Source organism: Paenibacillus sp. FSL K6-4396 (assembly GCF_038002525.1).
In the GTDB taxonomy this organism is placed as follows: domain Bacteria; phylum Bacillota; class Bacilli; order Paenibacillales; family Paenibacillaceae; genus Paenibacillus; species Paenibacillus amylolyticus_B.
The window spans coordinates 582,239-594,200 of sequence record NZ_JBBOCR010000001.1; the positions used below are offsets into that span (position 1 = coordinate 582,239).

At 45.7% G+C, this 11,962-nt stretch carries 10 protein-coding genes; 5 read left to right on the forward strand and 5 right to left on the reverse strand.

Annotated features, from left to right (window positions below; translation table 11 throughout):
- Positions 1 to 807, forward strand: coding sequence for a 4'-phosphopantetheinyl transferase family protein (locus tag MHB85_RS02745; protein WP_179198599.1), 807 nt, complete (start codon positions 1 to 3; stop codon positions 805 to 807).
- 107 nt (positions 808 to 914) lie between these two features.
- Entirely contained in the window at positions 915 to 2,726 is a 1,812-nt protein-coding gene (locus MHB85_RS02750; RefSeq protein WP_091018577.1) for a S9 family peptidase, read from the forward strand.
- Positions 2,727 to 2,854: 128 nt separating this feature from the next.
- Here the strand turns inward: MHB85_RS02750 and MHB85_RS02755 are convergent, their stop codons facing one another.
- From MHB85_RS02755 to MHB85_RS02770, 4 genes are all read right to left on the reverse strand, one after another.
- A complete protein-coding gene (locus MHB85_RS02755) occupies positions 2,855 to 3,889 on the reverse strand; it encodes a phosphotransferase family protein (RefSeq protein ID WP_341072338.1) in 1,035 nt (344 codons plus the stop codon).
- 21 nt (positions 3,890 to 3,910) lie between these two features.
- Positions 3,911 to 4,885 (reverse strand): SMI1/KNR4 family protein, encoded by a 975-nt coding sequence (locus tag MHB85_RS02760; protein ID WP_091018581.1) that lies wholly within the window; start codon positions 4,883 to 4,885, stop codon positions 3,911 to 3,913.
- Positions 4,886 to 5,050: 165 nt separating this feature from the next.
- The gene (locus tag MHB85_RS02765; RefSeq protein ID WP_091018583.1) at positions 5,051 to 6,082 is read right to left on the reverse strand and encodes a ribonucleotide-diphosphate reductase subunit beta; all 1,032 of its coding nucleotides are present in this window, start codon (positions 6,080 to 6,082) and stop codon (positions 5,051 to 5,053) included.
- Between the two features lie 405 nt (positions 6,083 to 6,487).
- Entirely contained in the window at positions 6,488 to 8,806 is a 2,319-nt protein-coding gene (locus MHB85_RS02770; RefSeq protein WP_091018585.1) for a ribonucleoside-diphosphate reductase subunit alpha, read from the reverse strand.
- 773 nt (positions 8,807 to 9,579) lie between these two features.
- Between MHB85_RS02770 and MHB85_RS02775 the strand changes: the two genes are divergently transcribed.
- Complete coding sequence (locus MHB85_RS02775; protein WP_017690882.1) at positions 9,580 to 9,906, forward strand: MTH1187 family thiamine-binding protein; 327 nt, start codon at positions 9,580 to 9,582, stop codon at positions 9,904 to 9,906.
- 184 nt (positions 9,907 to 10,090) lie between these two features.
- Here the strand turns inward: MHB85_RS02775 and MHB85_RS02780 are convergent, their stop codons facing one another.
- Positions 10,091 to 11,215, reverse strand: a complete 1,125-nt coding sequence (locus tag MHB85_RS02780) for a PsbP-related protein (RefSeq protein WP_341072339.1) — start codon at positions 11,213 to 11,215, stop codon at positions 10,091 to 10,093.
- 444 nt (positions 11,216 to 11,659) lie between these two features.
- On the opposite strand from MHB85_RS02780, the gene MHB85_RS02785 reads away from it, so the two are divergent.
- The gene (locus MHB85_RS02785; RefSeq protein WP_017690880.1) at positions 11,660 to 11,764 is read left to right on the forward strand and encodes a hypothetical protein; all 105 of its coding nucleotides are present in this window, start codon (positions 11,660 to 11,662) and stop codon (positions 11,762 to 11,764) included.
- A 43-nt stretch (positions 11,765 to 11,807) separates the two neighbouring features.
- A complete protein-coding gene (locus tag MHB85_RS02790; RefSeq protein ID WP_017690879.1) occupies positions 11,808 to 11,915 on the forward strand; it encodes a hypothetical protein in 108 nt (35 codons plus the stop codon).
- Positions 11,916 to 11,962: the final 47 nt, after the last annotated feature.

Below are 11,962 nucleotides of genomic sequence, written 5' to 3' on the forward strand. Positions count from 1 at the left end.
ATGAATTCCAGAACCGGAACAATCAGCAGCTTTCTGGCAATGAGGGAACAAGGGAATGATACGTTCACGCCATTTTCAGGAGAACCGGAGGTCCACATTTGGACACAGACTTTACCCATAAGGGAGGATCAACTGCAGACAGCGACTACCATGGAATCCGATGCAATGAGTATAGACGAACATGAACGTATGGCTAGAATCAGTACAACCTCACGGCTACAGGCTCATTGCTGGATGATTTCAAGGGTTTTCTTGCGAAGAGTACTGGCACAGTACATGCAGCTTCAGGCAAGGGATATTCGATTTGAATACGGCACTTCCGGAAAGCCTTATCTCGTGGGAGGTCCGCAATTCAGCCTTTCGCATACGAATGGGCTGTGTGTACTGGCGATTGCATCCAGTAACAACGCAATTGGCATAGATGTGGAATGGGTACGCCCACTGATAAGAGAGCAGGCCATCATCCAACGTTTCCTGACGGAAGAGGAGCGGGATTATGTGCTGGAAGCCATGTGTTCCGGGGAAGATTCTTCTTTTTTGCTGTGGAACATTCTCACAGGCAAGGAGGCCTGGATCAAGGCTTCAGGTCAATCTTTATGTGGGCAGTGGAGGAATCTGAATACGGCACAAGCTATAAATCATCATGAACATTTGCTGGAATGGGCCGGACAGAAGTATGTGTTGCAGTCTTTGAAAATGGGCAAAGGCTACTCCGCATCATTATGCGTGACAGGGAGCCAAATACCACTCATTCACTGGATGAATATGGATAAAAATATGCAAAGCGATGAGGGGATCTGTAATTAAATCTTACATATCTATTGTCTAAACATTGGCATTACCTATAATATGGACAAATGGTACCTTAATTTACCAATGTTAAATTCATTGGTTCAATTCCAAGGAGGTTTGTCATGATTCAGTTCCCTAAACCGGATGTCGAGCAATATTTTCAGACGTACCGCATTTCGCATTTTGCCGTATCGGCAGACGAGAAACGTTTGTTCATGGACAGCAATCTGAACGGTCAGCCGAATATTTGGGCGATGGATTTGCCTGGAGGATACCCGTATCCTTTAACATACTTGAATCAGAGCAGTCAATTTATCAAGGCAGACCCGCAAGGACGTCATCTGCTTACCGCGTTTGATCGGGATGGAGATGAGAACTATCATCTGTATACACTCCCACCCGAGGGTGGTGTTCCACTGCCTGTGGTTCCGGCAGAACCGAATGATCGCTGTTATTTCGCTGAGTTGTCCGAGGATGGACAGCGTCTCTATTATGTCACCAGCGCGGGTAATCCGAATTATCTGAATTCACGCCGCATCGATCTGGAGACAGGTGAAGATGAACTGTTATACAGTGGAGAAGAGGTTACGAGCAGCCTGGTTGCCGTAAGTCCTGACGAGAAGAGTTATGTCATTCTCAAAATGTACTCGAATACGTATCAGACGGCGCATCTGTATCGTAACGATGAAGAAATGGTAATTCTGCCTGCCTCAGAACGTCATAGTCAGGTATCCGATTTGATTTTTGCAGATGATAATCGCCTTCTGTTCATTACCAATGACGACTCGGCATATTCCTATGTGGCTGAATATCGCATCGATACCCGTGAATTCCGTCTAGTGTGCCAAATCGAAGGGGAAGACGTAGAGTTTATCCGCTGGCATAAGGCTTCCCAGACCTTATATTTCTGGACACTTACAGGACCGGAAAATCGTATGTACGTATTGGGCAAAAATGCCGCCGAGCCTCGGCGCGTAGAGATGCCGCTGGATACGATAGAGCAGGTCAACGTTACCAAGGCTGGTAATGTGTATATCCTCGGACGTGGAGCAATCCAGCCGCATAACATTTATCGCAAAATGGCAGGTGCTGAGTCCTGGAAGCCGCTGACTGCCAATCGGGTAACCGGACTGCACCCAAGTGATCTCGTGTACCCTGACGTTATTCGGTATAACTCCTACGACGGACTGGAGATCGAAGCGCTCTTGTTCAAAGCAAAGCCGGAGCAGGCCAATGGTTATACGGTTTTTTGGCCACATGGAGGGCCGCAAGCCTCGGAAGCGAAGTTCTTCCGGCCGATGTTCCAGATGATGCTCGCTCAGGGCTATCATATCTTTGCACCGAATTTCCGTGGCAGTACCGGATATGGTGCGGAATTCGTTAAATTGGTTGAGAGAGATTGGGGCGAAGGGCCAAGACTGGACTGCGTTGCCGGGATCAACTGGCTGTTTGATCAGGGAATTACCTCGCCAGAGCGGTTGTTTGTGGTAGGTGGAAGTTATGGGGGATACATGACCCTGTTATTGGCAGGGCGCCATCCGGAGCTGTTCCGGGCTGCGGTTGATATTTTTGGGCCAAGTAACCTGTTCACATTCCTGGAATCCGTACCGGAAGACTGGAAGCCGATGATGGATAACTGGCTGGGTGATCCGGTCCGTGACCGCGAACGCTTAACCAAGGATTCACCGATTACGTATCTCGATCAGATGGTTAACCCAATGCTGGTCATTCAGGGGGCCAATGATCCAAGGGTCGTGAAGGCCGAATCCGATCAGATCGTGGCTGCGCTCCAGTCGAAGGGACTTGATGTGGAATATATCGTTCTGGACGATGAGGGCCATGGCTTCTCCAGAAAGACAAATGAGATTCTCGTGTATCGCCGGATGCTGGAGTTTTTGCAGAAACATCAGGAGTCACCCGTTGCACAAGCCTAAGTTGAGAGATTCCATCGTTGACTTAAATATATTGAGATGAGGAAAACCGCCAAAGATCAAGGATGATCTCTGGCGGTTTTATACGTGCGCCCGTATGTTGGGCGACATATATGGAACGATACATTCTACTAATCTAGCAATGCGACAATCGAATTAATGGACTGCTGCGCCCACTGTGCAAAAGGCAGGTCGGCTGCCCACGTCACTTGTCCTGTCGCTTTGGCTTCCCCCCACCGCAAGATACGTTGATAGAGCAGATGCATGCTGAGACGTGTGCGGAAGTGTTGGCACTTCTCCTCATCTGCTGCACAGATCAGATCCCGGTAGCAGCGAAGGAACTGTGCAGCCAGCTCTGGTTGACCCTCACGAACATACCTGGTGGATATTTTGGTTAGGTCGGCTGTGCCGTCTCCGAAATAGGCGGTTGTAAAATCAAACAGGCCACTAATCTGCCACCCAGAAGAACGGTCGCCCACATGTTGAATCAGAATATTCTCGACCTTGAAGTCTCCCATGACAAAACTCGGAACAGCTTTGGAACGAAATGCCGGTTCAGCATTCTTGAATTGATCGTCCACCCACCGAACATCTTCATCCGTAATCACCGAGTATTGCTCCGCGTCATGTAACCAGTGGCGAATGGTTCCGTACAACCAGTCCAGATAATCGCCTGCAAAGGAAACAATCTGCTGCGCTACAGGATCATATTCCCCGGCGTCAGGCACCTTCCAGCGGTGCAGCTCAGCCAAAGTATGAGCAAGCATACAGGCGATCTCTTCCTGATCCTGCTGTGACAGTGAAGCCTGGAATACCGGATCATACAGGTGATTCCCGGGCAGGCGCGGCATGATGGCATAACTCCAGCCCAGAAGTTCGGTATCTTCCTGTAATAAATAGGGGTCAGGGACAGGAATGGACGTATGTTTCGCCAGTTGTTCTACAAAGAACTTTTCTTCCTGTAACTGTCCTGCATATAAAGGATTGCCTTTCAGAATATACTCTCCACGGGAAGTTCGAATGAGCAAGGTCTGCCCCATAACCCCTTTATCCGTTCGTTGATAGTCTTCAAGGGTTCCCAGTTCAAGTTCATTCAGCGCGTCCTGCAATGAAATGGCAGCCACTTCGCCAAGTTGATTGGAACCAAAATAGATACGGGTTGTCATATGGCCAGATCCTCCTGAAGTTTAGTCCTCATTCTCTTCGTCAGACAGGTCATACCAATCCTCATCGACCAATCCACGGATGAAAGCTTCAAAATTCGGCGCAAGATATGTAATCTCATAATCATTTTCCTGATCCACATGAACGACACAGGGTTCGCCTTCAGGACCACAGAAACGATAATCCAGCATAACGACATCATGGCCAGCGGATGGACAATCACAGATCACAATCCCCAGGTCAGGGTATCCCCAATCTTCGATCATGAACCGACTCCCAAACTCTCCTCCAAGGGAATACATCTTGTCCCGGCCGATCCCCAAAATACTTGAAATCTCAATATGGTCCACAGCCCAGGAGGTTGCTTCTTCGGTTGGGAACACCGTTCGTGCAGGGATTCCACCATTTTGGGTATGCATAAGCTGAATATAGGAGGCAGGGAGCTTGTAACCAAATTCGTGTTCAAGAGATACAATCATGTCTTCGTCAAAGGGGGCCGACACATGGTTATCCCGTGCATAATTACTCTGCTTCCAGAATGTCACTGGATCGTACGTTCCTGAAGCAGCACGAAGATGGTTCAACGTGCCATGCTGCTCCCATGCTGTCACTTGTTCTTCATGGCGTTGTCGATCCCGTCGCATCTTCTCGGTAAAAGGTCGAATCTGACTTAGGAATTCAAGGGTTGATTCATCATGGGGCTGAAGTTCGTTAGCTCTCTCAAACGCCAATAGTGCTTGTTCATAGTCGGCGATATAACAGTACGCGTACCCTATGCGATAATGCCACAGCGGGTCGTTTACCCCTTGCTCCTCGACAGACAACAGTTGTTGAATGGCTTCGCGGTAACGTGCGTCATTGTTATAGGCTCTGGCGAGTTGACCAATCAGATCATAATCCCGCTCTGAGACGGGGATTCGTTCAATACGTTCAATAATGAGACTGAATTGGTCCTGCTCATGCCACAAGTTGATTTGTTCCAGCAGTTCTTTTTCCATGATTAGGCCTCACTTCAGTAGGGGATGAGAATCTCTTCCAACTATTTTACAAGGTTCAGAGGTAAAAAAACACTCCCGCTTGTAGACAACCACGATGGCTTTCTACGAACAAGGAGTGCTTTAATGTGATCATTATGAATGATTGAAGAATGCAATTAGCTGGGTTTACAAATCGTCAAATCCGTTATCGTCGCCAACTTTACCGTAGTTACGGGATTTAGCTTCGAAGAAGTCTGTTTTGGTTGCATTTAATGCTTCATCAGAGAATGGTTTGATCCAAGGCATGCAGTTTACGTCCACACCTTCATACGCTTTTTCCATACCCATCAGACGCAGACGTTTGTTGGCGATGTACTTGATATAATCTTCCAACTCGTTCAGGTCAATACCACGCACGTTGCTGAGTGTGTAATGAGCCCAGTTGGTTTCAAGCTCAACAGCACGATGGATTGTTTTGTATACGTAGTCCATGTTCTCAGGTGTGTTCAGTTCAGGGAAGTCTACCAGCAACTGTTTGTACACTTCGGCGAAGAAGTAACAGTGTTGGTTTTCATCCCGTTGGATATACGAGATCATCTGGCTGGTTGCCATCATTTTCTGGTCACGGGCCAGGTTGTAGAAGAAGGCAAACGTACTATAGAAGAAGATACCTTCGAGTACGAGATCGGCTACCATAGCCTGGAAGAACGTCTGTGGAGACGGCTCGTCCCGGAATGTTTGGTAGATGTCTGCGATGAAACGGTTACGGTCAAGAAGGACTGGATCATGTTTCCAGTATTCGAAAATTTCCTTTTGCTCCCGATCCGATACGATGGAAGACAGGACGTAGGAGTATGATTGGTTATGAACAACTTCCTGTTGTCCGATAATGGCCGAGATCGCTTCGAGTGAAGAATCGGTAAAGTAACGTTTTACGTCACCCACAAACATCGTCTGCATGGAATCAAGTACCGCGAGCAGAGAGATGTTGATTTTAAACGTACGTTGCTCTTCCTCGTCTAATTGGGCAAACTGGGAAGCATCTTTGGACATGGGAATCTCGTCTGCGATCCAGTGGTTAAGTAGCAGTACTTTGTACAATTTGTACATATGTGGCATGCGAATGTCGTTCCAGTTCAGGATACCGGAGCATTCACCTTCAATAATACGGGTTGATTGGTTAGGGGCTTCGGTATTGAAAATTTTCTGTACTTGCATTGTTCCGTTCACTCCTTGAATGAATTTACACTGTATAACTACGATGACAGAACAACCTTCCGATCACTGTTATCCCCTGATTTTTTTGATCCTCTTTCAAGGGGGAAAATCCGGTGATAAAGGCGATGTGTATGCTTCCGAAGTAGCTTTCTTACAGAAAGCTTTTAGCTTCGCTTCTTCAGCTTTGTTCTGTCCTCTTCGTTATCGTGTAATCATTAATTCTTTTATATATATTAGGATTGTATAATGTGGCATCTATATCAACATCTTGCGATGCTGTGATCGTGTTTTAGGCAAAAAAGAACCAGGGCAACGCCATTTTGCAATCAAAACAGGATGCCCTGGTGGTCACCTTGAATCTAATAAATCTTCTCTGTCATACATAAAACGTAACTTGCGCAAAAATCAAGATTCTTCAATCGTTAATGCCCGGCTACGAACATAATAAGTTGATTTCATGCCGGCTCTCCAGGCGTGCAGATGCAATTCCAAGAATTCTGTTGCTTTAATATCTGGTCGAACGTAGAAGTTGAAACTTTGTCCCTGATCGACGTGGCGCTGACGGGCAGCCGCCATATTAATGGAAGCATGTTGATCCACCTGGAACGCCGTTTGGTAATAAGGGCTTGTTTTTTCGGACAGATCCGGAGCCGGGTTGGCAATTTTGTAAGTTGTTTTCTCTTCATAAGATAACAGCTCATAGAGCGGATCAATACTAGCCGTTGAGCCGGCAATGATGGACGTGGAACCATTAGGTGCAATGGCGAACAACCAGGCATTACGTACACCGTTTTGTCGTACTTCGGCTTGCAGTTCTTTCCACTGTTCGGTTGTCACGAACTCGCCTGCGCGCTCACCTGATGTGTACTCGCGTTGGTCGAAGTAGTGACCACTTTCCCAATCGGAACCTTTGAATTTCGGATAATGTCCTTTTTCTTTGGACAGCTCCATACTGGATTTCACGAGCAGGTAGTTAATTTTTTCATACAGATTATCGTTATACGCTACGGCTTCGTCAGACTCCCAATGAATGCCTTCGAGAGCAAGCAGGTGGTGAAGTCCAAACGTTCCCAGACCGACTGCGCGATATTGGCTGTTGGTATATTGGGCTTGCAACACTTCAATGTTGTTAATGTCGATAACGTTGTCCAGCATGCGCACCTGAATTGGAACGAGACGCTCCAATACATTATGAGGTATAGCACGTGCCAGATGGATGGAGTTCAGGTTGCAGACAACAAAGTCGCCAGGCACTTTGGAAATCACAATGCGAGTTTGTCCATCCTTGGTTACGAGTTCTTCCTTTTCAATCACAGTGGCAGACTGGTTCTGCATAATTTCGGTACACAGGTTGGAGGAGTATACCATACCGTGTGCACGGTTAGGATTTGAGCGGTTAACCGTATCCCGGTAGAACATGTATGGCGTACCTGTCTCCAGTTGGGATTTAAGTACACGCTTCATGATGTCAATCGCCTGTACTGTAATCCGGGACAGCAGTGGGTGATTCACTGCTTCTTCGTATTTATCACGGAACGCACCTTCGCCAAAGGACTCATCATAGAAATCTTCCAGTCCGAGTGCACGACCATTCTCGTCCTTCCAGCCCATCACTTTCTTTGTTTCGTGAGGACAGAACAGGCTCCACTCGCCGCGAGTGGATACCCGCTCCATGAACAAGTCAGGCAGACAGATGCCGTGGAATACGTCATGCGCACGCATACGCTCGTCACCGTTGTTCAGCTTCAGATCGAGGAAGGCCAGAATGTCTTTGTGGAAAACGTCCAGGTAGACGGCAATGGCACCTTTACGCGTACCGAGCTGGTCTACGCTGACCGCTGTATTGTTTAGTTGGCGAATCCAAGGGATTACACCGGAACTTGTATTTTGGTGACCACGGATATCCGAACCACGAGCTCTGACTTTGCCGAGGTAAACGCCGATGCCGCCACCCATTTTGCTCAGACGAGCTACATCCGTGTTGGAATCGAAGATACCTTCGAGTGAGTCGTCCACCGTATCAATGAAGCAACTTGAAAGTTGACCGGCTACTTTTTTACCTGCATTGGACATCGTAGGAGTAGCTGCAGTCATGTACATGTTGCTCATTGCCCAATATGCTTCCTTTACGAGATCCATACGTTTCTCGGCAGGCTCTTGGTGCATTAGGAACATGGCGATAACCATATAACGCTCTTGCGGCAATTCCATTACTTTTCCATCAAAATCGTGAGCGAGGTAACGTTCTGCCAGTGTGAGCAAGCCGATGTAATCGAAGAGCAGATCGTTGCGGTAGTCAATGCACTCAGCAAGTTCGTCGATCTGTTCTTTGGTGTAACATTCCAGCAATTCTTCGCGGTAGATACCTTTCTTCACGAGATCTACAAGAAGAGGATGGAATGCGCCATAAGGCTCGTCCGGGTAAGACTTGTATCTGCGGTTGGTAGCCGCTTTTTTGTACAAGGAAGTGAGCAGGGCGCGTGCTGCTGAAAATTTCCAGTCGGGCTCTTCCTTTGTTACCAGTTCCAGTGCACTCATGATAAAAGCGTTGCTGATTTCGTCCCCGGTAACTTCGTCACGACGGAGTTTGCTGTTTACCCCACGTACGAGACGTTCCTTGTCCAGTGTCTCCAGTCCTTCCAGATTACGGTCGGCATATACCGAGATACGCATCTCATCAAAGGCAAGCTGGCGGTTGTTCGGCTTGGTCACAACTTGTGGCATGAATATTCCTCGCTTTCGCATGTTAAAGAGATAAATTGGAGAAATTCTTTATATAAAGAATTGAGTGTTGTCTTACGGTGAGAAAAAGGTAAAGGTTGCTTTTGGCAGACTGCAACGGCGGTGACAAGTTCATATCTTAAATCGCTCAACTTGAGGAGCACAAAACAGCACAATGCAGAACATGCTCATATAAAAAGCATTCTCCCGCCTCGCGGCTGAAAATGCCCATGGATGCTCTGGCTTTCTTACTGTCTTAGAAGTTCTGGATATAGACAGAAAAAGGTGCTTATGTAAGCTTTGGTCTATTGCAGATGTGCCTGTAGTTTGAGGATACCGGATGCAGTCCAAACAGCCCCGTTAACCTCCATGTCAACTCTGTTTCGAGAAAGCGATTTACACCTACAGGGACGTGCCTTTGGAGGTGATTTCATCCTGTTTTTCGCGAGAATGCAGAAGGTGACTAATAGAAGCGGAGAAATCTAGTGTTACTACATTTTGTAGCTGTCAACATACTGTAACCCAACATATTGTGTTTGTAAAGTGGGCCGATACAGTAAAACGTAATTCCGAGTATACCATTTAAGCCAGGAATCCGCAAAGGAAAAGGACTGGAAGATTTGAAGATTTATCAAAAAAAATTTTTGAACAATTTGAATGACGTCATCACGTCAGTTTGAATTGTAACGCATTCAACTGGTAGAATAAAAATAGTCAAAAATCGACTAAAATTAGCGGCAGCGGTTGTTCACGGGGCCCAGAGGAGGCGGAGCAAAATGGCAATAGCAGAAGTGACTGTAATTCCAATCGGAACGGGTACAACCAGTCTAAGCAGTTATGTGGCGGACATGCAAAAGGTATTGGAACATCAACGGGGCATTACATATCAGTTAACTTCCATGAGCACCATTATTGAGGGACCGCTTAACGAGATCTTTACAGCAATTGCGGCTCTGCATGAAGCACCGTTTTTGTCAGGAGCTCAGCGTGTTTCCACATCCGTCAAAATTGACGACCGTCGTGATAAACCGGATGCCTCAAGTATACAGAAGTTACAATCGGTTCAGGATAAACTGACGTCACTTCAGGCAAGGCCTAATTAATGGTTTAGTATAAACATCCGTATATACGGTTATTTGGTATGTTATAAATCATCATTAATTAAAGGTTAGATTGTGTCTGTCTGTGTAGTTAACGTGAATTTCTGACATTTATAAACAGAAAGACAAAAAGACCAGCTTAACGTTCATTAAGCTGGTCTTTTTGTATACTCATTTAACATTTTAATTAATCTGCAACTACCAATGAGGCTCCAATCAACGTGGCGTTGGTGTAACCACCGCCAACATTTTCAAAAGAGAAGTTGGTAATTGGAGCACCGATCACCGTGGCATAATCACCGTCAAGCAAATCTCCGGTCGTTGCAGGATATAACGCTATAATATCATTTCCGTTCTCATCCATGACATGAACGACAGAGAAAGTTGCTCCGAGAGAGCTATCTTCTTCAACGGAAATGACTTCCCCGTTAACTTGTACGAAAGTATTGTAATAGTTGGCTACATTTTTATTCAGATGACGGGTCGTTACGTTGGAGTCAACGAGCCCCTGTACCTTTTTGCTTAGTTCTGCCGTAATGGCCGGGAATACATCGTTATGTTTACCAAAGAAATCATAAGATGCCTGCTCCATAAAGGCTGTGTCTTCTGTAATGTACGGAGTTAACTCATTAAAGAAATCCGCAGCTGATGCCGTAACAGATGAATTTCCAGTCGTTGCAGTTGGTGCTGTTTGCTCCAGAGAAGCAGTAATGCTTAGGGAATCAAGGATATCTTTGATCTCATCCTGATTATAAGTATCCTTGGCGTAAGTTAACGTCATGGTATAGAGTTCTGTATTGGTCGGAATCAGATACTGCACAAGGATAACATCTGTACCCGAGGAATGCTTATAGGCTCCTTCCAAGACACCAGCGCTATATTCTTTATAAGGCTTGTTTGTGTAGCTGGTTTTTTTATAATCGGAAATGCCGATGCTTGAACCGCTTTGTGTGTAATAATCCACTATATTATTGGCGTATTCTTCAGGATTAATTGAACCGGTTGAGCTGGTCTCAATCGTCAGATTCATATTATCTGCAAATGTGGCTGAGGAAGATTGGTCTGAAAAAGCAGCTTTAATGGATGGAGCATTTATTTGACTTGTATCTACGCTTTTCCAGGATTCAGGATATGCAAAAGAAAATCCTTCTCCACTATATGTAGTGTATTTCGTAGCTTTTGCTTCTGTTGAGACAGTTTCAGTTGCCTTGGATGCTTCGGACGTTTGGCTATTGGTTGTTGTGTTTGTTTCTGAATTACCACAAGCACTAAGTAATGTGGCTAATGCCAAAATCGTAATAAGTTTCTTCATTATGTCTAATTTCTCCTCATGTGCTTCCCATCGGTTGGGATTTTTTCTAAGGTCATCATTTCGTTTGGGATAATCTAGTTTAGGTGGTGAGCATGGAAACTCCTTTCTACTTTATTAGTAAAATAATAACATAAATAAAGATTTCAGTATTCATAATTACTAAAAAGGTAATTTATCTGTATTTAACAAGTTAAAAGCTAATAATATACCGTATGGGTATCCATTTTGAGCGATAGTACATACATTTGGTTGATATAACTGTGGGATTTATTTATGACTTAAACATATTTGGACATAACATGCCGACTTAAGAACTAGCCCTTTATGTAGGTGCAATTAGCGAATAGTCGGTGGAAAAAAACAGCCCATTTTCGACCTGAGCCCGGTCCCATGTGTGATTGGTGCATATAGTGAACTGTACCTCAAATCAAAGGAGGGGTTTACATGAGTGGAGTAGTAGGTGGATACGGCGGCGCATGGACATCGACTGGCGCGATCTTGGTTCTCTTTATCTTGTTGGTCATCATCTCTAAAGCATTCTTGATCTAATAAACCGCTTGGACCCTAATATATTTGTAAAGGAGGGTTCTGCATGAGCAACGTAGTTGAAGGCGTAGGATACGGCGGCTGGACATCGACTGGAGCAATCCTGGTTCTGTTCATTCTTCTCGTAATCATCACTAAATCTTTCTGGGTATAATATGGCGAGCTCTGCCGGGCAACCGGTGGGGTTTTTTTTTTAGAGGA

Excerpts from the sequence above, each read along its gene's own strand:
- MHB85_RS02745 (WP_179198599.1), top strand. The coding sequence starts at position 1 with ATGAATTCCAGAACCGGAACAATCAGCAGCTTTCTGGCAATGAGGGAA.
- MHB85_RS02750 (WP_091018577.1), top strand. The coding sequence starts at position 915 with ATGATTCAGTTCCCTAAACCGGATGTCGAGCAATATTTTCAGACGTAC.
- MHB85_RS02755 (WP_341072338.1), bottom strand. The coding sequence starts at position 3,889 with ATGACAACCCGTATCTATTTTGGTTCCAATCAACTTGGCGAAGTGGCT.
- MHB85_RS02760 (WP_091018581.1), bottom strand. The coding sequence starts at position 4,885 with ATGGAAAAAGAACTGCTGGAACAAATCAACTTGTGGCATGAGCAGGAC.
- MHB85_RS02765 (WP_091018583.1), bottom strand. The coding sequence starts at position 6,082 with ATGCAAGTACAGAAAATTTTCAATACCGAAGCCCCTAACCAATCAACC.
- MHB85_RS02770 (WP_091018585.1), bottom strand. The coding sequence starts at position 8,806 with ATGCCACAAGTTGTGACCAAGCCGAACAACCGCCAGCTTGCCTTTGAT.
- MHB85_RS02775 (WP_017690882.1), top strand. The coding sequence starts at position 9,580 with ATGGCAATAGCAGAAGTGACTGTAATTCCAATCGGAACGGGTACAACC.
- MHB85_RS02780 (WP_341072339.1), bottom strand. The coding sequence starts at position 11,215 with ATGAAGAAACTTATTACGATTTTGGCATTAGCCACATTACTTAGTGCT.
- MHB85_RS02785 (WP_017690880.1), top strand. The coding sequence starts at position 11,660 with ATGAGTGGAGTAGTAGGTGGATACGGCGGCGCATGGACATCGACTGGC.
- MHB85_RS02790 (WP_017690879.1), top strand. The coding sequence starts at position 11,808 with ATGAGCAACGTAGTTGAAGGCGTAGGATACGGCGGCTGGACATCGACT.